22 protein-coding genes are annotated in these 23,134 nt (G+C 42.8%); 12 read left to right on the top strand and 10 right to left on the bottom strand.

Annotated features, from left to right (window positions below; translation table 11 throughout):
- Positions 1–68: 68 nt before the first annotated feature.
- Positions 69–434 carry a YegP family protein gene (locus GGE08_RS11140; protein WP_179384956.1) on the bottom strand — a complete coding sequence of 122 codons (366 nt, stop codon included), beginning with the start codon at positions 432–434 and terminating at the stop codon, positions 69–71.
- A gap of 149 nt (positions 435–583) precedes the next feature.
- Here GGE08_RS11140 and GGE08_RS11135 point away from each other — a divergent pair, with 149 nt between their 5' ends.
- Genes GGE08_RS11135 through GGE08_RS11125 form a run of 3 tightly spaced genes read left to right on the top strand, consistent with a single transcriptional unit; the run spans position 584 to position 2,380 of the window.
- Positions 584–1,198, top strand: coding sequence for a hypothetical protein (locus GGE08_RS11135; RefSeq protein ID WP_179384955.1), 615 nt, complete (start codon positions 584–586; stop codon positions 1,196–1,198).
- A complete protein-coding gene (locus tag GGE08_RS11130) occupies positions 1,195–1,602 on the top strand; it encodes a hypothetical protein (protein WP_179384954.1) in 408 nt (135 codons plus the stop codon). The genes GGE08_RS11135 and GGE08_RS11130 overlap by 4 nt, the downstream gene beginning before the upstream one ends.
- Positions 1,586–2,380 (top strand): ImmA/IrrE family metallo-endopeptidase, encoded by a 795-nt coding sequence (locus GGE08_RS11125; RefSeq protein ID WP_179384953.1) that lies wholly within the window; start codon positions 1,586–1,588, stop codon positions 2,378–2,380. The genes GGE08_RS11130 and GGE08_RS11125 overlap by 17 nt, the downstream gene beginning before the upstream one ends.
- 45 nt (positions 2,381–2,425) lie before the next feature.
- Here GGE08_RS11125 and GGE08_RS11120 read toward each other — a convergent pair whose 3' ends face one another.
- A complete protein-coding gene (locus GGE08_RS11120) occupies positions 2,426–2,875 on the bottom strand; it encodes a RadC family protein (protein WP_179384952.1) in 450 nt (149 codons plus the stop codon).
- Positions 2,876–3,136: 261 nt separating this feature from the next.
- Between GGE08_RS11120 and GGE08_RS11115 the strand changes: the two genes are divergently transcribed.
- Genes GGE08_RS11115 through GGE08_RS11105 form a run of 3 tightly spaced genes read left to right on the top strand, consistent with a single transcriptional unit; the run spans position 3,137 to position 5,644 of the window.
- Positions 3,137–4,003, top strand: coding sequence for a DUF488 family protein (locus GGE08_RS11115; protein ID WP_257024012.1), 867 nt, complete (start codon positions 3,137–3,139; stop codon positions 4,001–4,003).
- A 4-nt stretch (positions 4,004–4,007) separates the two neighbouring features.
- Positions 4,008–4,829, top strand: coding sequence for a hypothetical protein (locus GGE08_RS11110; RefSeq protein ID WP_179384950.1), 822 nt, complete (start codon positions 4,008–4,010; stop codon positions 4,827–4,829).
- Between the two features lie 11 nt (positions 4,830–4,840).
- Positions 4,841–5,644: an HNH endonuclease gene (locus GGE08_RS11105; protein WP_179384949.1), complete on the top strand. Its 804-nt coding sequence runs from the start codon at positions 4,841–4,843 to the stop codon at positions 5,642–5,644.
- Positions 5,645–5,794: 150 nt separating this feature from the next.
- On the opposite strand, the gene GGE08_RS11100 is transcribed toward GGE08_RS11105, so the two are convergent.
- The 3 genes from GGE08_RS11100 to GGE08_RS11090 are packed head-to-tail and all read right to left on the bottom strand — an operon-like array spanning position 5,795 to position 11,784.
- Positions 5,795–10,657, bottom strand: a complete 4,863-nt coding sequence (locus GGE08_RS11100; protein ID WP_179384948.1) for an SNF2-related protein — start codon at positions 10,655–10,657, stop codon at positions 5,795–5,797.
- 37 nt (positions 10,658–10,694) lie between these two features.
- Positions 10,695–11,144: a hypothetical protein gene (locus GGE08_RS11095; RefSeq protein ID WP_179384947.1), complete on the bottom strand. Its 450-nt coding sequence runs from the start codon at positions 11,142–11,144 to the stop codon at positions 10,695–10,697.
- Entirely contained in the window at positions 11,134–11,784 is a 651-nt protein-coding gene (locus GGE08_RS11090) for a M23 family metallopeptidase (protein WP_179384946.1), read from the bottom strand. The genes GGE08_RS11095 and GGE08_RS11090 overlap by 11 nt, the downstream gene beginning before the upstream one ends.
- A 235-nt stretch (positions 11,785–12,019) precedes the next feature.
- Between GGE08_RS11090 and GGE08_RS11085 the strand changes: the two genes are divergently transcribed.
- The 6 genes from GGE08_RS11085 to GGE08_RS11060 all read left to right on the top strand — a co-directional run bounded on the left by GGE08_RS11085 (position 12,020) and on the right by GGE08_RS11060 (position 19,082).
- Positions 12,020–13,246 (top strand): hypothetical protein, encoded by a 1,227-nt coding sequence (locus GGE08_RS11085; RefSeq protein ID WP_179384945.1) that lies wholly within the window; start codon positions 12,020–12,022, stop codon positions 13,244–13,246.
- A 126-nt stretch (positions 13,247–13,372) separates the two neighbouring features.
- The gene (locus GGE08_RS11080) at positions 13,373–14,215 is read left to right on the top strand and encodes a hypothetical protein (RefSeq protein WP_179384944.1); all 843 of its coding nucleotides are present in this window, start codon (positions 13,373–13,375) and stop codon (positions 14,213–14,215) included.
- 68 nt (positions 14,216–14,283) lie between these two features.
- Entirely contained in the window at positions 14,284–15,843 is a 1,560-nt protein-coding gene (locus GGE08_RS11075; protein ID WP_179384943.1) for a toprim domain-containing protein, read from the top strand.
- Positions 15,840–16,097, top strand: a complete 258-nt coding sequence (locus GGE08_RS11070) for a hypothetical protein (protein WP_179384942.1) — start codon at positions 15,840–15,842, stop codon at positions 16,095–16,097. The genes GGE08_RS11075 and GGE08_RS11070 overlap by 4 nt, the downstream gene beginning before the upstream one ends.
- Before the next feature lie 36 nt (positions 16,098–16,133).
- Entirely contained in the window at positions 16,134–18,674 is a 2,541-nt protein-coding gene (locus tag GGE08_RS11065; protein ID WP_179384941.1) for a type IV secretory system conjugative DNA transfer family protein, read from the top strand.
- A gap of 9 nt (positions 18,675–18,683) precedes the next feature.
- The gene (locus tag GGE08_RS11060; RefSeq protein WP_179384940.1) at positions 18,684–19,082 is read left to right on the top strand and encodes a hypothetical protein; all 399 of its coding nucleotides are present in this window, start codon (positions 18,684–18,686) and stop codon (positions 19,080–19,082) included.
- Between the two features lie 110 nt (positions 19,083–19,192).
- On the opposite strand, the gene GGE08_RS11055 is transcribed toward GGE08_RS11060, so the two are convergent.
- From GGE08_RS11055 to GGE08_RS11035, 5 genes are read right to left on the bottom strand one after another with little or no spacing between them, the layout of a single operon-like run.
- Positions 19,193–19,669, bottom strand: coding sequence for a cupin domain-containing protein (locus GGE08_RS11055; RefSeq protein ID WP_179384939.1), 477 nt, complete (start codon positions 19,667–19,669; stop codon positions 19,193–19,195).
- 39 nt (positions 19,670–19,708) lie between these two features.
- Positions 19,709–20,194: a cupin domain-containing protein gene (locus GGE08_RS11050; protein ID WP_257024011.1), complete on the bottom strand. Its 486-nt coding sequence runs from the start codon at positions 20,192–20,194 to the stop codon at positions 19,709–19,711.
- Entirely contained in the window at positions 20,184–21,278 is a 1,095-nt protein-coding gene (locus tag GGE08_RS11045; RefSeq protein WP_179384938.1) for an alpha/beta hydrolase, read from the bottom strand. Before GGE08_RS11045 ends, GGE08_RS11050 begins: the two co-directional genes overlap by 11 nt.
- Before the next feature lie 19 nt (positions 21,279–21,297).
- Positions 21,298–22,032, bottom strand: coding sequence for a carboxymuconolactone decarboxylase family protein (locus GGE08_RS11040; RefSeq protein WP_179384937.1), 735 nt, complete (start codon positions 22,030–22,032; stop codon positions 21,298–21,300).
- Positions 22,033–22,049: 17 nt separating this feature from the next.
- Complete coding sequence (locus GGE08_RS11035; RefSeq protein WP_179384936.1) at positions 22,050–23,111, bottom strand: hypothetical protein; 1,062 nt, start codon at positions 23,109–23,111, stop codon at positions 22,050–22,052.
- Between the last annotated feature and the right edge of the window lie 23 nt (positions 23,112–23,134).

Below are 23,134 nucleotides of genomic sequence, written 5' to 3'. Positions count from 1 at the left end.
GCAATACAGGCTGGTTTTTTGTCTATTTTAGAACAAAGCCAGCCTGCATTAATCGACCACAGAGTATTTCACCATCGACTAAATGAACTCTTAGATACGGTTAAATCTTCAATAGGCGCATTTGGTGCATCCCGCTTAACTGCTGAAATCCCGTTTTCACGGGCCGAACTTGAGTTGTACATTTCACTCATTCCCAGTGGTTCTCCATTAGCGGCTTTCAACACAAAGTAATATTTTTCATTCACACTTGTATTTCGGCTATAACGACTGTCGTACGGCGCATTTATTTTTACCGAACTAATACCATTCTGACAGCCCTGTTTTGAGAAGTAGCCCTCACTACTGTGCAAAATAATCTCACCATTTCTGGCTCTCAATCTAAAGCGAAATTCATCCGCTGTGTCCTTAAAAATTTGGAATTTTGGATTTTCCATAACAAAAAAATTTAGTTAAACAAAAAAGTTAAATTTATGATTTGAAGCATTTTGCGGCTTCACTTATTTATTAACTGAACTTTTTCAATGTTACCCCAGAAAGGAAAAAAATCTCATATTTCAGTTAATCTAGAATAAAGCGGCTTTTGATGAATAAAAAGAGTACAAAACAAAGACTGACCGAGTTAAACGAGGAGGAATGGCGAATTGCCCTTGAAAAGGCAAGACGGTTGATTGATTATCGGGTGAAAGGTAAAACTAAATATGGATGTCATAGTCAAAAAGAACTGGGGGTTTCTCCATTCGACTACTATGTAAAGGCGGCCATTGACAAACTATATGATGGTATCTGGGAATGGAAAGAAGAATATTCCTTTTCCGAACAATTTTCACGGATAATCGGAAGTTTGATATCGGAAAAGGTACGTAAGTATATGAAAGGGACTTCTAATAATGATGCCATTACGAAATCCACCACCCAATTTGAGGACGTTGCTTATCTATTTGATGAGGTTTTTGATGAGGAACTGGAAATAAAGGAGCGGGAAAAATTTTATGAAGACCAGTTAAATACAGTTTTACAGGCAATAGATGGAAACCCTGATATGGAAACCCTACTGCTGCTGATCATGGATAGAAAAACTAACGATGAGATTTGTGCAGAAACAGGATGGGAACGAAAGAAGTTATACAAGGTTACCGACCGTATGAAAAATAAGGTTAGAGACTACGTTTCAACACAATCCATTAAACTTACAAAATGAATAATACGGAAATCATAAAGAGACTTTCTGAACTTTTTGAGGAAGCTATAATAATGCTGCCAGACGATGATATTTTAAGTTATGTGGAGGAAAATCCTAATCGTGAGTTCGATAAGCATATCATGTACATCAGAAGGTTAAACACTACGGCAAAATCAGAAATGCAGCAAAGTCTTAAAGCTAAAGCAAAAGAAATTTTAGAATCTCTAATCAATGAAATTGGGAAAAATCAATTTGTGGAAGATTTGCTAGCCCAACCAAAATACCAAAAATTAGCGCCGCAGCTATTCAGTAAATTTGAGAGGATAACAGAACAGGATAAAGAAGAAATGCTAAAGGACAGAAGGTTTATGGACTTAGTTAGAGAGCTTAAGGAAGATTTAAAAAATGAAGGAAATTCCTAGTGATATAGGTTCTAAAAGAGCAAGGGTGGTTTTGCAAGAATGCGGCTTAATCAATGACCCCACTGCATTATCATGTGAAGACATTGCCTATTCCAGAGGTGTCACTGACATAAAAGCATTGAACATAGATGGTTCACAAGGAAGAATAATGATTGATGGTAATGAAGCGATTATCTCCTACGACAATAAAATTTACAATGAAGGAAAGAGAAGATTTGTTATTGCCCATGAAATTGGCCATTTCGAGCTCCATAGGGAATTGTTGAACAATCAAGTTCACAATGATGATGAAAAAACTCTAAGCGAGTGGTATGCTAAAGGCCCTCATGAAAAGCAAGCCAACAAATTCGCGGCAGAATTGCTTATGCCTTCGCATCTATATATTGAAAAAGTAGGTGGACAAATTTTCAACTTGGATTTGATAAAATCGGTGGCTGATTTTTTTCAAACGTCCATTACCTCTACGCTCATAAAATATCTCTCGCTAGGAGATTTTCCTATAGCCATAATTTTTAGCAATGAAGGAAAAGTCGAATGGAGTAGCTTTTCTAACGATTTCTTGCTTCAATATGTGCCTAAGGGCATGGATGTGCCAGAAAATTCGGTGGCAATGGATTTTTACGATGGCCATCAACTACCGAATGAACCCGAATCCATTGAAGCATTGGATTGGTTCTTACATGACTTTAATGTGAAAAAGCATGCTGAAGTTGGTTTTTATGAACAATGCATTCAACTGGGAGACAAAGCAATTTTAAGCTGTATTTGGAACGACTAAAATTTACCCCGTGAAATAAATAAATTTGCGGGCAATCCCTACCGTTCACAAAACCCCATTGTCCGCAAAGCTATAGTACCCGCCGTCGGGAGTCAATATGATATGATCTAGCACTTGTACATCGAAGAATTTGGCGGCATCTTTAATCTTTTTGGTCAATTTGAGGTCGGCTTCACTAGGCTTTAAAGTACTGCTAGGATGATTGTGAGCCAAAATTATCCCCACTGAAACGGTCTTGAGTATGACAGCAAACAAAATACGGAGATCAACCAAAGTCCCTGTAATCCCACCTTTGGAAACCTCGTAAATGCCCTTTACTTTGTTGCCATTGTTCAAAAGAACCACCTTAAAAGATTCATGTAGGGAAATGGTATCTTGATCCCAATGGGCAGAAAGTAACTGTGCTGCATCTTCGGATGAATTGATTTTGTGCCAATATTTGGCTTGGATTTTACCCTGGTAACTGACCTTGATTTCGTTTGCCTGAAGCTGCATTCCCTTTAGCTGATTTTTCTACCTTCAAGATACGCCCATACCTTTGTAAACCCTCGGAAAAACGGGCAAAAATCCACCCCTGACTTCCTTCTCCCTATCCACAAAAAAAGCGCCCAATAGGGCGCTTGATTATACATCGGAGACAACAATCAAAATGAGTATTCTACGTTTGCATCTAGTACGTCTATTCATTTGGGATAACCCTGATATATCTTTTTGGCTATTAATAAGTAATTTTACACCATGTTTTATCGAAGAAAGTTGGTTTTTGCCTTACTAGAAAAGTTTGAAGATGGAATGGAAAGCACCCGTCTTCAAAAACTTATGTTTTTGTTGACCCGTATGCAGAAAGAACCGAGCTATGATTTCGTTCCTTATCGATATGGCTGCTATTCGTATTCCCTAAAAGCGGATTTGGCAGCTATGGTAAAACATGATTGGTTACTTGAATCAGAAAAAACGTACAGGCTCAATCTAAAGAAGAAATATTACAATGAGCTTACCTCAACAGATAAGCAGTTTGTCAACGAAACTTTCGAGCTATACGGAAAGATGAAAACGGATGTCATTACAAAACACACCTATATCAATTTCCCATATTATGCCACCAATAGTATCATAGCGGATAGAATTCTTCCAGAAAAATTTTTTGAAAGAGTTGAAAATGCACGTCCTAATGATGAATCCAAAGCTTTATTTACCATTGGGTATGAAGGTATTTCATTGGAGGAATACTTAAATAGATTATTAAAGAACAATGTCCACCTTCTTATTGACGTCAGAAGAAATCCCTTGAGCCAGAAGTTCGGATTTAGCAAAAGGACTTTAAGCAGTTTTTGTAGTCGATTGGGCATTGAGTATATCCATATTCCGGATGTAGGTATTGATTCCAGTAAAAGAAGTGAATTAAATACGCAAGAAGACTATGATTTACTTTTTAATGACTATAAGGAAACCGTACTCAAGGAAACTATCGAAAGTCAAAACTTTATACTCGGTTTATTGGAAAAACATAGGCGAATTGCACTTACTTGTTTTGAAGCCGATACGTGTCAATGCCATAGAACACACTTAGCCGAAAAATTACACAAATCCTCAAATTTTGAATACGATTTAAAGCATATTTAAAATAATGCCGCTTACAAAAGTTCTTATTACAGTAAAAACCTACCCTTCACTTTCTGCAAAATATGGAGAGCTTGTTTGTACTGCTGGGTTCCTGGAGGATGGTTCTTGGATAAGATTATATCCCATACCGTTTAGGAAGCTAAAAAAGAATGAAAAGTATACAAAATATCAGTGGATTGAATTAGATATTGTAAATAATGATAAGGACTTTAGGCCTGAAAGTTTTCGTCCGGCCACTATTGACACACCGATTACACTTTTGAATACAATAGATACCAAGGGCAATTGGTACAAACGCAAAAAAATTGTTCTTGGAAATGTTTACACCGATATAAAAGTACTGATAGCCGAAGCGCACAATAAGGACATTTGCACTTCCCTTGCCGTCTTTAAGCCTACTAAGGTAACCGATTTCAAAGTCGAGAAAGTTTCGGCCGAATGGGATAAGAAAAAATTGGACGAACAAAAAGCGCTGCAAGAACAAGGAAATTTATTCGAAATGGAAGAAGAACCCTTTGAGGTGGTAGCAAAACTTCCTTATAAATTTTCTTACGTTATAGAAGATGAAAACGGGGTGTCAAGTACGATGATGATCGAAGATTGGGAAATCGGAGCCTTATATAGGAACACACTTGCCGCAGCAGAAGGAAATGAATCGATTGCCGTTAAGAAAGTGAAACAGAAATACTTCGATTATTTTGCTTTGAAAAAAGACTTGCATTTGTATTTAGGCACAACCAAGGCATTTCACTATCGCTCTAAAAATCCGTTTTTGATAATTGGCACTTTCACTCCGGATATTGAAATACAAACTAGCTTGTTTTAAATTTATGAAATATGCGTTGTATTTTTTGCAAAAAACCGTCCGACAAATCTTCAAGTGTTCAGCATATTATTCCAGAGTCTTTGGGCAACAAAGAATTAATTCTTCGACCCGGTGTGGTGTGTGACGAATGCAACCAATATTTTGCCATAAAAATTGAGAAGCCATTATTGGAGATGAAATATTTCCAAAACGTAAGATTTAGAAATAATATCAAGTCCAAAAAAGGGCGAAGCATTCCCTACAATACATTATTTCCACACAAGGATGGTGGCTGGTTTGATATGTATATGGATGGCAACAGTCTAGGTTTTAGCGGTGATGATAGCAAAGTGATTAACTTAATACGCAACAAAAAGGTCAATAGATTGATGTTTGAAGTTGTGGATATGCCCGAAAGTAATAATTACCATATGTCTCGTTTCCTTGCCAAGACGGCTCTGGAATTATTTGCATTAAAAGCGGGTTATAACCAGTCGAATCTAAATGAAGTCATTGACATGCCTGAACTGGACCCATTACGTGAATACGCCCGTTTAGGAAAGGGGGAACAATGGATTTATAGTCAGCGTAGAATTTATTCTGAGGAAGTACGGTTTGTAGATCCTGTATTCAACCCTAAACCTTATGAGGTATTACACGAATTGGATTTCCTATTTATTGAACCGGGAATTTATTATTTCGTTCTTGTAATCATGGGTGTTGAATATGTGATTAACTGCGGAGCTTCTGAATTGAAATTATTTAATGATTGGTTAGAACGAAATGAACAAAAGTCGCCTGTAAGACGTTTTACTGAGAGAATGGTTATAAGTTGATTAAAGCGTTAGGGATAGTAGCGGCATTGACCGAAGTGGGCCGTTAGGTTTCGTTGACCAAAAAAGCGACAACGGAGCTCTTTTTGGGCTTACGAAACCTTGGGGTCCGCAAGGGCGATATAGCGGATAGCCCGGCCAACGCCCAAAAACTCATAAAGAAATGTTTTGGGGACAAGATGCTTCTTTGGTGGATGCCTTCACGTTGGATTCTTTTTCTTCCGGTTCCACATCGTATTTGTCTTCTAGGGAAGTATTGATTTCTTCCAACCGTCGTTCCATTTGTTCCAACTGCTCCGATTTGTCGAATTCAAGTTCCAATACTTTTTTATTGGCCCCTATTGCCTTGGAATAATCGTCTTTCAATTCGGTCTGTGTTCTGAGGGTCCTGGGTATCTTGGCCAAGGCATTGTGCATATACTCGGCAATGCTCAGGGGGTTGGCCACGATTTTCTGCGAACCGTAACTGTAGCTGGCGTTAGGGGTCTTGACATACAAACGATGTTCCTCTGCATCGGCGACCCTGAGCCGTAATTCTGCATCCAAAAGGGAGACAATGGTATGCTCGCCTACCTTTTTTCTCTTGGATTCCAGACGATGTTGGAGCGTCTTTCCAATGGTGAGGGTTTCTGACCTGTTGTCCAATTTCAATGCCCCGGATACCATTGAAAAATATACTTTCTTATCGGAAACGGATTCCCACAAGGGCATATCCCTTTGAAGATTGTCAATATTTTTGCCCGTTTTCAGCAATTCGTTTTCATAGAAATTGATATTGTTCTCGGCCTCCAAGCGGTTCTTCTTAAAAATGGAACGTTCGAGTTTGAGCTCTTCAAGCTGCTTGCCCAATTCCTCTTTTTCCAGATACAGCGGGTCATTCTTTGCTACGGCCAAGAGGGTTTTGTAGTCAATGGAACCTTCGTCATTGACCGGCCCCATATCCAGTCTGTTGAACTGTATCGTACCATTGGTCAATTGTTCGATGAAGTTCTTTTTGATGTTGACGTTATTGAGCATCAGGGCATCGGTACAGTTCTCGACAATGTAAAAAGATACGATTACTTTGTTCCCAAAATGTTGCTTGGCACCAAGGTTGCCCTTTCGGATTCCCCTACCGTTGCGCTGGTCAATGTCCGTTGGCCGATAGGGAATATCCACATGATGTATCCGTACCAAACGCTGCTGGATGTTGGTGCCCGTTCCCAATTTTTCGGTGGAGCCGATAATGATGCGGTAGACCCCCTCATTGACCCTTTTAAAGCATTCCAAGCGTTTCTTATCGGTCTTGAAATCATGGATGAACACGACCTCTTCTTTGCGAATGGCATATTCTTCCACAAGAATTCGCTTGAGTTCATCATAGATATTGAAATGCTCTTTGGGCACGCCCAAATCCGAAAAAACCGCCTGTGTGCCCTTAAAAGCATTGGTTTCAGTATAGGTTTTATGGATTTCGGAAGCTATAATGCGCAACTTGGCCTGCCCGGGGTCATCCAGTTCCTGATTCAATAACCTGGGGTCAATGGAGGCGTTCCTCATATGATGGAGGGCTATCAACGACAAGGCACTTTTCTGTTCCTCGGTATATTCCTTTCCACCATATAATAGGTTGCTGTCGCCACTTTGTAGAAATTCCTTTATCCGTTCAAAATAGGTCAATTGGGCGGGGGTGGGCTTTAGGGTATGGACATCGAGCTGCATTTTGGGCCTGTCGATTTGGTGCGTTGTGCCGTTGACGATAATCGAAATCTCATTGTAGAGCGAGGACAAGAGTTTCATTTTCTTAAAGGAGCGGAAACGCTCGCGCACCTTGTAATCGCCCGAAACCGTAGGCTCGAACTCATAGGATTTATTGGCGAATACCTGGGCCCATTGGTCAAAGGAGGTAATGTTCATTTCCCGCATTCGGTTCGGAATCAGGTATTTGAACAGCACATAGACCTCGGTAATGGAATTGGATATGGGAGTACCCGATAGAAAAGTGGCCTGAAAATCCCTTTCTTTTGCCATTTGTAGATTTCGGATGGCCACCAAAAGGTTTTTACTGCGCTGGGAGCCTTTGTTGGTATTCAGTCCCGCGACCCGGTTATGCCGTGTGGTGTACATCAGGTTCTTGAACTTATGCGATTCGTCGATCATGATGTGCCCAAAGCCCATTTGATCAAAATTGATAACCTCGCTCTGTTTTTGTTGCATCTGAAAATACACCTCGTCCAAAGTGGCCTTCAGATTCTCGCGTCGTTGTTGCAGGCCTTTGAGTACTCTTTTGCTGATGGAGTATTTGTCCTCATGGATGACGCTCAGGTCGCGTTCAAGGTTGGCCAGTTCCTCGCTGATGATGTAATGGATGACCTCTGGGGATTGTGGAATGAACTTAAAGGTGTCGTGGCTCATCAGTACCACATCGCATTCGGTAGCGGCGATTTTGGCAAAAAAGGCGTTCCGGTTGGCAAGGCCGCTGACCACCTTGTCATGGGCGACCAACAATTTCATGTTCGGAAAGGCATTGAGCAGTTCCCTTTCCAATTGCACTACGGTGGATCGCAGTCCGATGATCAAGGTCTTATTGGACAAATGGAGTTCCTTCAGTTTGAAAGATGCCAAGGCCATATCCAGGGTCTTACCAAAACCAACTTCCTTATTGACGAGCAATCCCTGGTTGATGATGATGCCTGCCACGGTGTCCTGTTGGCTTTGGTACGGGGTAAACTGTTGTAGCCCCTCAAATTTAAGATAGCTGCCATCGTATTTGGGGTGTACCTTGGCATCGTACATCTTATAGAAGATAAACTCCAGTCGCCGTTTTAGGTCAGGTTTTCCCAAGATATAGTTATGGAAATCCTTGTAGAGCAGTTCAAACTTGATACGGATTTCCTGCATCTTCGCCTTATCGGTCTTTTTGTTTCCTTTCGGCCCCTTTGAGATATAGGGTATGGTCGAGTTGAGCGCACCTTCCAGGATGTCCGTAAAATAATAACTGCGGTTTTCGCTCCGTACATAGAACTTTCGAACCTCCTGAAATTCGTAGCTCTCGATCTTGGCCATATACTTCGACGTACTTTCGTTATAGGCGATATTAACCAACGTTTGATAGGTATCGTATAGGAAAGCCTGCGTAATCTCCAATGGAAACCACGGTTCATGCAATTTGATGTCAAGGTCCTCAAAAGGTGTAATGGGCGGTTTCACCTCTTCCAAGGCCAAGACCGCTTTGTCGATATAGTTTTTATCCACGTACGATTGATAGGGGCCGAAATCGTTCTTGCGATAAAAATTGATTTTTTTGTAGATGGTTCCCGACAAAAAAAGGAACTTGGGAGCCAGCACCACCTCGTTCCCCTCTGGATTTAGAAACAACAATTGTCGCTCTAGGGCATCCTTGATGACCGATTCCTTGGGTTTTCCGGTCATCTTGGCCAAAATGTCCCTATCGATGCCATTGTATTTGTTCAACGAAAAATAGATGGCATCCTCCAACGATAGTTTTTCGGGTGTTTCTGCCTGACCACTCCAAGGATTGATTAAAACATCGGCTTTAACGAAAGTGCCGTTTTCAGGTCTTTCCAAGGCCAGGAGCATCTGGCCCTGAATGTCCAATGTCACGAAGGGATAGTTGGCCTTATCGTGCAGTTTTCCATACTGAAAATCGAACAGGTCATATTGGTAATTAAGGCTGTCCAAGGTTTCCTGTCCCTTGCTACGGTCGGTATCCAATAGTTCAAGGTAGGTATCGCGCAAGGCCAGAATCTTGGAAATTTTGTCGAACTCCTTTGGCTTGATGGTCAAGATTTCCAATGACCCGTTCTCGAGTATTTTGGCCACCCTCTGTTCCCTGATGACCAGATTACCGGTCTTTAGGATGCCCTGGTACTGCAATTGAGAAATAGGCACGGCGGATTCTTTTGGCGTAAATTCAATGGGTTTTTTCTTTATTATTTCATTTTTTTCCGCCAAATGAATGCCGCTCAATCTTTGGGTTATGGCTTCTTGCAGAGCTTCCAAACCGACTGCGTTCTTTACGGTGTAATCGGTTCGGTCGTAAAGGCCACCTTCTTCCATATCGCCCAAAACTTTTTCCCCGTAGATCGAGAAGTAGGAACTGAACTGAACGCTGTTTTCGCCTACATCGATTTCAACGGTATCGGAAAACAGCGCATTTGTTTTTTGCTGTTCGGTCGTTGTCGCGACCCCTTGATTGTTCTGAAAAATCAAAATATCGGTTACCACCGCCGTATTTTCCTGAGCGAAGGCCGAATCGGGCAAGCGAACGCCGCCCAAGAAATTGTTGGTTTCCATCAAGTGTTTTCGGATGGGAGCATACTGCACCTTGTCCATCAAGTTCTTGGTACATATCAAAACAGAAACCCCCGCCGGTTTCAAGCACGACAAACTTTTGTAGACAAAGTAGGAATGGATGTTCTTGGAAAGCTGCGCCTGTAATGGATGACCACTCAGCGCTGTATCGAATACCTTGTTCGCACCGAAGGGGATGTTGCTGATTACCAAGTCATAGGCCTTGTCCGCATCGGTCTGGGCCAGATTTTCAAAAGGGACACCAAAAATCCTGACATTGGCTTTCGGTTTGAAATTATGTTCCAAAATACGGGTAGTCAATATTTCCTTTTCAAAGGCGGTGTATCGTGCCGACGGAAACTGCTTCAACAATTCCCGAATCATAAGCCCGTTACCCGCGCTCGGCTCCAAGACGGTCTTGGGGTCAAAGCCTTCCAATCCATCTAAAAATGCAGCAAGGGACTTTATAATTGGAACAGGCGTAAAATAGGAGTTAAGGGAGCTTTTCTCTAAGCTTTCCAAAACTGTCGGCGCATATTCCGAACCGAAATAACGTTCCAACCGTTCCATAAAAACGGTTCGATATTCTTCTTTTTTTAGTATATCGTAGATATTGCCGAAACCGAGGTTGTTTATAAACAGGTGCTGGACGGTTTCCGGGGCATGGAGTGCGTCCAAGGTCCTGACCAAATGGTCGAGATACCTTTTTTTTGAGTATTTCATGAGTGAGTGAGTTAAGGAATTTGATGAGATACGTATACTACATAGTCAGACCTTTATTTTTATTGGGATTGATATGTTTAAGAATTTCCCGGAAGTCATGTTTTGAGAGTGTAAATCCTAAATTCTCCGATAGGGCATCGTTAAATTTGAGCTTGGCGATTTCCGACCAACCGAGAATTCCCCTATGTTCGGTTTCATTCTCTTGATAATATGCTGTGGCAAGACTGATTTTGCACTCCTCCACCATACATTTTCTTGAATATTGGAGCCTTTCACTGATCCACTCGTAATTGAAATATAACAGGTTCTCGTGCAGGTCCCTATTGGCCATGTAGTTATCCGATACCAACTGGCCCGATTCTTTTTCGTACATCCTCACACTACCGTTGTCATCACATTCGCTGTCGTCGATATAGTAAACGAAGGATTTTGTTACCATGGCTATTTCAAAAACGTGGCCTTCATTTTCCTTGTTCTTATTTTCCATGATTGCTTGGTTTTGTATTCATGACCTCGGCATAGATGGTTTTCTTTAAGTTGAAAGAAGGTCTTGGGTCTATTTTCTTCTCGTTCTTCCAGATTTCGTAGTGCAGATGATACCCTGTGGAACTTCCCGAACTGCCTACCGTGGCAATGGGTTCATTTTGCTCAATGGTCTGTCCTTTGACAACCAACACTTTGTCCAAATGCCCATAGAGGGTCTTGAATCCGAACCGGTGCCTAATGATGATATGTGTACCGTAACCGTTTTCCGAACGGATGACGTCCGCCACGGTTCCCGCAGCTGAGGCATACACGGGCTTGCCCGATGGAGCGGCCAGATCGATGCCAAAATGGGCAGTAGGTTTTTTTGAAATAGGATGGACACGAAGGCCAAAACCGCTCGACAACGAATAATCGCCTTTCTCCAAGGGAACACACGAAGGAAGCTGGTGTAACAGTTCCGGTCGGTACGTCAGATACGGTTGCAAAGCCGTTATATAGGAGTAATCGGTAATCTGATATAGGTACTTGGCAATCCGTTCCTCGATGGCCGCTAATAACTGTTCCCGTTCCGTGTACACCATGGTACTGTCGGAAGGGATAATTTCCAAATTGGTCTGGAGAAGTTCCGTATAGTTTTCCATGACAACGGTTGTTTCTTCAAGCTTTGTGTCCGAAAAACCGAAACCGTTTCCAACAACATAGAAAAGGCCAAGAAGTATCAGTAATAGAAGATGTGCCAGTTCCTTCGGGCCCAATCCCCTTACGTAACTATGCCCAGCAAGCCGTAATTTTTTAACCCATAAATTTGCAGATTCAAAAAAATTCATATATTTGCTTTATGTACAAATTTATAATTTATTTACTAATAAGCAAGAAATGATTAAGAAATGGCTTTCCGAGGACCATCACATAGACCTCCCAAAACTATTCGCGGATTTGGGCTTTAAACTTTCCCGGCAGGAAGAGACCCATTATATCTTCAAGGGTGGAGGTTCGCACTACGTGGTCCTCTATTCCGATAAAGGATATCTGTACTATACCATAGAACGGCCAGAGGAAAAGCTATCTGCCTCGGACCTGATTACCGCCTATGTCTCGAAGACCGAAGGGGAGAACAAGGAAATGCTATGGGACAAAGTGGACGCTTATTATAAAATGGTGTTGGAAAACAAATCGCTTTTATTAGCGAATAATTCTCAAAAACCCATTAAACTAGTCTCTGAGGACTTCAACCATTTTCGCGATTACGGCCGCCCCTTGGATATAAACGCGGACGGGCTTTACGCCGGTTCGGAAGACATGGGCCCTTTTGATGGGCGTATCTTTCAAGACAAAGAGGGCGAAATCCTATTTCCGCTGTTCAACATCCAGAACGAGGTATGTGGTTATTTTGCGGATACCGATAAAGGAGTGCTGCCTTTTAGGGAATCGGCCATTAAACATTCGTTGTGGTATTCCAACATCCCAAAAAAAATCGATGGGCTGTTCCTGTTCAAAGATCCTAAAGAAGCGTTGGCATTTCATAGAAAGTTCAGTTTGAACAATGTGGTGTACCTCGCACTGGGTGCCATCAATACCCAAACGACCCGAATACTGTTCCAGATTCAACGACTTACCAAGGTCGATAAGCTCTTTTTGAGTTTTACCGGCGACAAAAAACTGGAAGGGTATCTGCGCGATCTCCATTTCATATCCTACGTGGAAGATTCTGATTTCAAGCTGAGCTTGACCGACAGGAATATGGCACTCCATTTTCCGATAGGGAACGAAAAATCCTTTTCCCGATTTTACAACCATACCCGACAGTTCAACACCGAATTGGCCCAAAGTTTTATGAAATACAATAAGATTATCGACCAGAACCGGTTGAACCGATATAGCGTCATGGTATCCAAGGACGGGGAACAGATCAAGGTCCGCTTACCGTTGGAAGCCAATGCCATCAGGTTGTTGGTCTGGTCGTACTATAAGAATTATTTGGACAAGGCCATCGAAATACTTAAACCGACATCCCACAATTGGTATTCGGAATGGGAATCGACCGAAGGTCAGCAACAAAAAGGAAAGGAGGGGCAATGGAAGGACTATAGAATGGCAATGTAAAAATGGAAAAAGGGCGCTCCCGCCCTCTTTCCTCAAATTCCTTAACAAGCAAATCACTCCTGAATCACTTGTTAAATTCAAAATTAAACAAATTCAAATTCCTTAACAATTAAAAATCACTCAAAAATGGAAAAACAAGCAGAAAAACAAATCGAAAAAGTGTTCGTAAAGCTCAATCAGGTATGGCAAAGGGGCGAGGCGATATCCGTGGACGATACCACGTTCAAAGTCAAGACGGCAGATAACTTGCCCTTCGAAATAGAGAAGGACAGTAAGTATCTAGAACTTCAAAAGTTTCCCGACCAAAAATTTGCGGTGGGCGAGGCCAAGGAGCGACTTGAAGGTGCCTACATCAGCTTTGACAAGCTGCAGCCCAATGTGCAGGATAGGATCATCAAAGGCCAGGAATATTTGATTAGCACCGCACAACCCAAAGATGGGGTCATTCAGGAAAGCGTAAGAATGGTACAGTTGGTCTATAGCCCTGTTTCCGGTTCCAGGCTTGATGTACAGATTAAACGTAAACAACCTGTAAAACTGGAGGATGCCAAGGCCTACCAATACCAATTTACGAAGGAGGAATACAACGCCATGGTAAAGGAAGGGAAGAACGTAGTTTTTACCGGCACATCCCTAAATGGGGAAAAGTTCGAGAAAATGGCGTACTACGAGCCACGGTTGAACGATATCCGGATTAAATCGATACCGTCAAGCAATTCGTGGATCTTGGGCCAGCAACTAACGCAAGAACAGGCAGATTCCATCAACAAAGGCATCGAGACCAAGATCACGATTCGAAAAACCAAAAAAGGGCCATTGACCTATTTGGTAAGCTGGAACCCGAAAACGGAAACATTTCGGTACCGGTCATTGGAAAAGGCCAAGAACGAGGAGGTAGGCAAAAAGGAGCAAATGACGGTAGGCGACTTAAAAAAAAAGAAACAGCCTAACGCGGCCATGAGCCTGTAATTTTTTCTATTACTAAGTCAACTTAATGGCCGACATGTGAACTGTGTCGGCCATTTTAAAGCCTTTCCATGAAAAGTCCGAACTATGGAGATAACCCCGAACATTATAAGCAATTGATTGCCAAGATCAACCAAGAGGTCGATTTCGCTATGTACTTACAACGGAACGGATATAAACTCATCAATAAAAGCGCAGGTTCCATGGAATTTCAAAATGACGAGGACCGAATCGTCCTTCAAACGAAAAGGAATCCCGTTACCTATTTTAATCGAAACGATTCCTTTGACAAGGGATTGTTCTGCAAATACTTGATGCGACGTAGCGCTAACTTTTATAAGGCAGTACAGGCCGGACTGAAAATCGTCAACCAAGCCAATACCGTGCAAACCGATATTTTACAACCCAAAAAAACGAAGGTCCGAGCAAAGTCCTTGGAAGAAAATTACAATATAACACCCCTGCGGAATTCTCACTATCTACGGATACATCGAAGTATCTCCCCGAAAACATTTAACAGCCCACTGTTTAGAGGCCGAATTTTCAACGCTTACCACATTCGTGACAATGGTGGCAGGATTGCCAACATTGCTTTTCCGAAATACGATCTGGACGGTAATGCAAAAAATTACATCCTCTACAACAAGCCTTATCATAGTAAAAAGGACAATGAAACCAAAAAGTTTCGCTTGGTCTTGAACCAAAAGGACCATCTGTTGTTTCATTCCAAACCCATTGAAAATCCGAAAAAAATCATCTTCGGGGAAAGTGGTATCGACCTGCTCTCCTATTACGAGCTTCACGGGAAACCTGATAATTTTTATGTGTCCTTCGGGGGAAACATCTACCAAGAAAAGCTAAAACATTTTCTGCAACTGGTTCGACCTATGCTGACAAACGAAAGTACAAGACTTGTATCCATTCTGGATAATGACCTCAAGGGCTGTGAGTTCGATCTTAAAGTCTTTGCGGCCCTGATTAACGAGTACAATCCGAATGTCTATATCGAGACCGCATTTCGCTCCGACAATGCAAGCGTACGCATCCATTACACGGAAAAGATAAGGAGCCGACTTCCCCACCATACCCAAATCCTAAACGAGAAATTAACCTCCGATATCCGGAAAGACGATTTGGTTTTCGGTCCCGTCCGCTGTATCGGATTCTCCGATAAAATCCTTTTGGAATTTTCGTTACAGGAAGTGGCCAATATTACCCATAGCAAGCAAAAAGTGTTCAAAACCATACTTGAGACCATTAATGCCCTTTACCTTCCGTTCGGGGCCGACCTCCATAAATCACAGGGGAAAGATTGGAACGACGACCTAAAGGCTACCAAAAAAGAGAAGTTCGTAAGAATGGAAACCGTACAACGGCAAAATATCGCTGTTGATGATAAAATCGAACTGAATACGGTCAAAGGACCGGAGGGCGGCACCAACCAAGGTGTCGTGAAATCCATTAAGGAAAATGGGGTGGAGTGTGATTTTGGCTTGAGCTATACCTATGCCATTCCCTACCCCGCCATAAAAGCGCACTTTAAGAGAAGTACCGGACAAGTTTCCGAACAGGGCAACCAAAAATCAAAAATGAATTCAAAAAACAATAACTTACAAAACATTCTGTCATGAAGACCATGGAACCATTATCCGAAGAATTAAGGGACAATCAATACTACGTTGCGCTGTTGGACACGCTCATCGAGGAAAACGATTTGGAACTGAAACACCGATTGCAAAAAGCGGATACTTATGCTAAGTTCATCAATGAGCAGGCTGGCCTTTTAATGGACGAGACGGTGGATTATATCCGAAAAAAAGAAGTGGCTTTCCCTATCGCCTCCTCTGCGGTAGTCGAACAATGGAAAGAGCGGATGTTCCAATAAACACGGAATAAATTTCCAAAATTCCAAGGTTAGGTCATGAACGACAAGAATCTCGCATTTTCGGCCATGTTGCTTTCGGTTGCGGTCTTTGCCATCATTGGTTTTGTGGCATACTACCCTATTCTGCAATACGGGCAATGGGATTCCAAACTGTCCGACGTCGGTTACCATTTTTTATTGCGCTTTGAAGCGTTGCAAAGACCCCTTGCCAGTCGCGGACTGCTATTAATGTGCATCTTGGGCGCGGTCATGCTATACAACCCCAGAAAAAAGGAGGGCAAGTCACTTACAACAGGGATTCTCTATTTCGGTCTTGGCCTTGTATTGCTCCTGCTAACAGCCTATCTGGTCCCGTCCCAGTCAAGACTTTTATGGTGTTCCTTGGCACTTTATATACTTGGATTCTTCTTCTCGGTCTCAGGTGCAGTGCATCTTTTTCAGGTCATGGATTACGGCAACGAAGCCGAAGACGACCCATTCAACGAAAAGAACGAGACCTTTAGGCAGACCGAAAAACGGATAGATACCCCACATTCGGTCAATATTCCCTATGAATACCGTTACAAAGGAAAATTGCGCAAGGGCTGGATCAACTTCGTGAACCTTTTTCGGGCCCTATTGATAATCGGTACGCCAGGAAGCGGAAAGTCCTTTGCGCTCATCGAAGAAATCATCGAACAGTTTATTGAAAAGGGTTTTACCCTGCTCATCTATGATTTCAAGTTCGATACGTTGAGCAAGATCGCCTACAACTATTGGATGCGAAAAAAGGAAAGGCTAACGGCAGCAAAGTCAAATGAACTTACCGAAATGCCGGAATTCTATACCCTGAGTTTTGACGACATTGAAAAATCGCACCGCTGCAACCCCATCGACCCCTATCTGATGCGCAACCAGACCGATGCCGCCGATGCGGCGACCATCATCATGAAAAATCTGAACAAGGACTGGATCAAGCGCAGCGATTTCTTTTCCAAGAGTGCCATCAGCTTCGTATCGGGACTAATATGGTACCTAAAGAAAAAATCGGAAGAAACGGGCAAGAATATCTGTACCCTGCCCCATGTGATTACCCTTTCGACGGTCAATATTGAATATCTCCTGACCATCATGATGCGTGAAGTGGAGGTCCGTAGTCTAATGATTCCCTTCAAGGATGCTATGGAACGGCAGGCGGGCCAACAATTGGCCGGTCAGACGGCAAGTGCCCAAATCTCGCTTTCGATGCTGGCCAACAAGGAAATCTACTACATCATGACGGGCAACGATTTTCGGTTGGACCTCAACAACCCTAAAAAGCCGAAGATCGTATGTATCCAAAACAATCCCGATCGCTCGGAGGTCTATGCCGCCCCGATTGGACTATATATCAATAAGATATTACAGGTCGTCAACAAACCAGGCGGAAGACCCTTGGGCTTAATTCTGGATGAACTTCCCACCGTATTCATTATGGGGCTGCGTAAAATCATCGATACTGGTCGGTCACATTATGTCGCCACCGTATTAGGCATTCAGAGCATTACCCAACTGATAGCGGATTATGGCAGGGAACTGGCCGAGGTCATTTTCGACAACTGCTCCAACGTGTTCAGCGGTGCAGCCAAAGGAGAAACGGCACGTCGCATCAGCGATATTTTTGGGCGCATCCATCAGGAAAAAAAGAGCAAGGCCGTTTCCAATAACGATACAACAGTCAATTTCAGTACGATACTTTCCGAACTTTTGCCCAAAAGCAAGATCACGAGTATGTCCACAGGGCATTTTGGGGGTATCGTGGCAGATACTTTTGAACACCCCATAGAGCAAAAGCTATGCTTCGGACTACTAAGGCCCAACATGGAGTCAAAGAAAATACAAGGGAAGCACGAAATCCCGAGCCACACGGACTTTAGGAGCAAGAACCATAGTCAACTGGTCAACGACCGATTGAAACTGATGCAGACACTTGACTTTTTTGAAACCGTCCAAAAAATCGATTGCCACCAATTGGACTATCTGGGCTTTTATAAGAACTATATTGACGGATTCGCCGAAAGATACTATCCCAACACCATTAAACGGATGCAGTTCATCAAATTGGTAAGCGAACTCCGAATGTATGACCATTTACAAGAGTTGGAAGGTTACATTGCCAAAGAGGATGCTAAAGACCGACTGAAATCCTTCCTCGTGAAATTGGTGGACCGGATGCTTGTCAACAATGAAATCGAACGGATTCTCGATGCCAATTTTCTGAAGGTAATTCAGGATGTGGATGATCTCGTGACCGCAGAGTATGAAAGTTGCACGGGACAAAAACCGGAATTGGCCGTTTTCGACAAAACAAAGACAGGTGACCAAATCGGAAAATCCTTGGAAAAAGAAGAGGAAATTGCCCAACACTTTATGAAGCAGTACAACAAACGGGCCAGCAGGGAATTGGCGGATGCCTTCAGAAAGGCACACGAAATCCCTACATTTGAGAGAGTTTCTAATTCCCATCGAACCGAAGTGTTCCAAGATTTCGATGACAAGGACTTAACGGATTTATATTCGAGCTATCCAGTAGAAATGGTGGACCAACAAACACAATGAAAAAAAATCATGAAAGATATTGAGGAAATAATGCGTGCCTCTTCGGAGGATTTTAGCTACATCGGGGAGCGATTGCGACAGATACGCGATGAACTTATCGAAAAAGATTCTGGCAACAAGCGGGACAGCGAATTTTCACGAAAAAAATTGGCGGAACGCTTTGGCATCGATTATTATACCCTTGTCAATGTGGAAAGAGGTACGTTTTCCTATACATCAATCAAGTTGGTACTGTACTATTATACCCTAGGCTACAATATGGCATGGATTCTAACGCCCGACAATGAATTCATTCCCAAACACAATATTGGCGAGAACGTAGTCTACCAGACCGATGTACAGGAGGAGTACCGCGAATTGGAGTCCGATATCGTTGAGGCATTGATGAAGTTTAAAAAGAAGATTTGAAAGAATCATCATGGAAAATTAATAGTATCGAAAAACGTTCGTTTTACGGGACTAACTTATCCATTGATGATTATTTAATCATTTCTTAAACGATGTAGATATTCCTGCTATCAGTTACCTTTTAGTTTTTCAGCAACACTATCATAGTACTCTTGGGTAAGAACTTCGGTCCAAGTTGTTGGTGTTTCCCCTCCATATAGGGCAAGGTAAGTGACATCGCTTTCTTTGGTCGATGAATGCCAATGCTCTACATTTTTTTCACATCGAACCACATCTCCCGCTTTTACGATAACAGGGGCTTTTCCTCTTTCCTGGTAATATCCTGCACCTTCAACATAGATCAAGACCTGTGGCGATGAATGCTTGTGCCAGTCCAAAGTGGAGTTGGCTTTAAACGTTGCCTTTGTTATGTTGTAGCCCAATTCGCCATCATCGTGAATCAAGCCGTTCAACCAAGCTTCCCCAATATAATGGGTGTTGGGTGCCTTTGTGCCTTCATCCATATAGGAGGTAACCGAATATTCCGGTGTTTGTGCGTTAAAATAAACTGGTGAAAGTATGAAGCAGATAATTATTAGATTTTTCATTTGAAGAAATTTATATGTTACATGGCCGACAACTCAAGTTTATTTTAAATATACAGAATCCTCAACTTTTCCGAGCCATTCCGTCGGCCCGTCCACTCGACTGGTGATTGCTATTTGAATGAATTCATCATCTGTGCTGGCCCCGTGCCAATGGGGAATGTTCGGTGGGCATTTTACCGCATCCCCTTTTTGCAAAATTCGCTTGGAACTTCCCTTTTCCTGATAGTAACCCTTTCCACCTATGGCAATAATGATTTGGCCATTAGGGTGGGAGTGCCAGTTGGTACGTGCCCCTGGCTCAAAAGTGACACTTCCCACGGAGTTTCGGTTGATACTGTCGGCATCCACCAACATTTGCAACCATGCGGTCCCCACAAAGTTGCTGTTCGTGATTTTCGCGCCTTTGTCAAATAGCAACTCCTTTTGTGGCTGCTCTTCGGGTATAGTTTCTGATTTGGCTTCTGGTTTACAGGAGAGGGCCAAACAAACCATAAAGGTCAGACCAAATAACATTCTATAATTCATTACTATCATTTTTTACCAGATTGTCTTGAAAAAAGCTTGTCAATTTGGATACCACCTTATTCACATATTCAGGTTTCCAATAGGTTTCGATATGGGTGGCACCATTAATCAGAAACAATTCTTTTGTTTTGGCATTAATCGCCTTTTCAAAGGCTTTGTCCGACATATAATAAGTATCTGCCTTACTGCCCGTAACCATCAGTAGTGGTTGGTCGATAAGTTCTATTCCATCGGTCGCGTCCCAAGTCATCAAGTCCAATAAACTGCTCATAGTGTACCCTCCGCCCGATTTGGGATGTGCATGTGTTTTATTGTAATAGATATAACCTTCCCTGTACAGTTCAAAGGGAAGTGCCGCTATCTGCTCATCCGTCAAAGAAGGTGTACCCCCACCGACATACAATACCTCCCCGCCGCTGACTTCCTGTGCCCTGGCTTTTGAAGCCTGGTCCAAACGCTCTTGGATACTTCCTACTTGGGATTTTAAAAATCCATTGCGCCTTACTTCGCCCGAGTTGAACATGCTCAACGTGGCTACCGCCTTAAAGCGTTTATCCGATTGGGCGGCCTTTAAAGAATAACCGCCTCCCCCGCAGATGCCCAAAAGCCCAATGTTCCCTTGATCGACACCTTTGTACTTCGAAATAAAATCGGCCATTCCATGGATGTCCTCAATACGATTGGAAGGGGTGTCCACATTTCGGGGCTCACCGCCACTGGCTCCCTGATAAGCGGCATCTGCGGTAATGGTGATGTAGCCCACTTCCGCCATCCGCTGCGCGTACAGTCCGGCGACCTGCTCCTTCACTCCACCATTGGGATGGGCGATGACAACTGCCGGATAGGTCTGCGATGCCGTATAATTGGGTGGTGTATATACGTTTGCCGCAATTTTCAATCCGTTCAACTCATAGTTGACTGGATGAATATTGACCTTACCATTAATATTTTCTGTGATCGCCCCGGTATACACCAGTCCAAATGGATTCTGCACTTGGGTGTTGGTGTCGGTCTGTGCGTACATATTTTCCATCGCAATAATCATTGTTATTAGTATTCCCACTACATTTTTAGTGCTTCTCATATTATTGTATTTAGTTCTTTTACTGTCTATCCTTTAGGACGGTATCCAAAACGGATTTGGCCGCTTCGGCGCGTTCCTTACCTGCTGTCGTTTCGATAATCCTTATAAATGTGTTCAGTTGTTCAGGCGTCAAGCCCACGTTTAGGGAAAGGTTAAAATGCCCCCTTAGCATGGGTTCAAGGCCACCCAGGGATGCAATTACAGAAATCGTGGTCAATTCCCTTTGTGCATAGGTCAATATATCCCTTTCAAAAATATCGGCGAACAGATGCTCCTTGAGGAAGACATCCATTTCAGGTGAAAACTGTTGGTAATCCGGTTTGGGGCCTTCCATATTTGTTTTAGTAAGCTCCTGTAAGCTCTCGATGCCACGGTCGTACTTCGAACGTGTATCCGAGATGGGTGAGGCTTCCTTTCCCCATTCATCCGTAATCCCTTCTTTCTTTCGGTCGTCCAATACTTTTAACAAGGTGCGTAGGCCCATAATGCTCCTTGGAAAACCACAATAGGCATAGAGGTGCACTACCACTTCCTTGATTTCGTTGACTGTAAGTCCATTGTTCAGTCCCTCGTTCAAAGCCGTATCCAATTCCTCCAAATTTCCTTGGGCGGTGAGGGAGGCTATCTTTACGATGTTCTTCTGTTCCTCGGTCAATGCTATTTCTGATGGTGTATTGTGTTGCCCTTGCAAGGGATAAAGCCCTATCAGCAACATCAAGATGCCCATCCAAGTTTTTATCGTTGATTTATTCATGAGTTTTCTTGTCTTTCCTACTTTATGTTTTCTTTAATCCATTTCACGATTATATCGGCTATCTCCAGATTATTGGTGTCCTGCATAAGCATGTGACTATTTCCTCCTTTACCAGTATCTGGTAAATAGAGCATCTTCACATTACCACCGTTTTCATTGACAGTCTTGGCAAAGGCCATGGATTGATTATATGCCGTCTGCCAGAAGGGAGTGTCATTCGGTGAACCTGCTCCCGTCTGAGTATCAAGATAATCCCCGAAAATGAATAGGATTGGGATTTTTGTAAATACCTTCAGTTGTTCATTATCCAGATCGAAGCGTACACCTCCCGGCTCCACCGAAACAATACCGACAATGCCATCCGAGTTTGTCAAAGCAGCGTCCATTGGAAAAGTTCCCGACTGCGAATGACCCATAAGCAAGGCCTTGTCCAATTTTGATGCTAAGTCGCTAAGTGCCTTATAGTTGCTTGTAACACTTCTAACATCACCCCGCATATCGGGGACACCTTGTTTGGAGAGCTCATCTAGATACTCTGCAGGAAACAGGGTGACCTCAAAATTCTCATTGGGCTTTGGGCCAATCCTAAAATTTGGCCGTACAAACTCATCGGGAAATCTAAAGGCAACCGGTAACTCAGAAGGTTCTGCCTTTTTTAAACGAACGTTGTTGATTTTGGCCTGGTTGAATCCGGAACGTCCCCTGCCCACTTGGTCCACCACATAGGTTGCATGCCCTTTTCGCACAAAGTACTCATCCCAACCCATTCTTCCATCCGGGGTTGTTTCCCAGGACTTCCCTGTCAAGGCTGCGCCATGAACCATGACGATGGGTAATTTTTCTTCGGTGCTTATAGGTTCCATATATCGCACATACATTTGGTTCACCGTAATCGAATTGCCCGGGAAAAAGCCCATTTCATCGCGGGTTTGCTGTACGGTCTCACCACCGATATAGAAGCTCCCCTGTGATTTCAAGATAAGAGGCTCTTCAGGTGTATGAAGATCTTCATACGATTGCCCGAGAACATTGTTTACATTTAGAATAGTGGTCAGTAAACAGAGAACTAATAAGTTCATGTACTTTTTGATTTTTTTCATCT

It is taken from the genome of Allomuricauda sp. ARW1Y1 (genome assembly GCF_013407935.1).
Lineage (GTDB): Bacteria > Bacteroidota > Bacteroidia > Flavobacteriales > Flavobacteriaceae > Flagellimonas.
The sequence above is the reverse complement of the archived record's forward strand: the minus strand, read 5'-3'. Positions and strand labels throughout refer to the sequence as shown.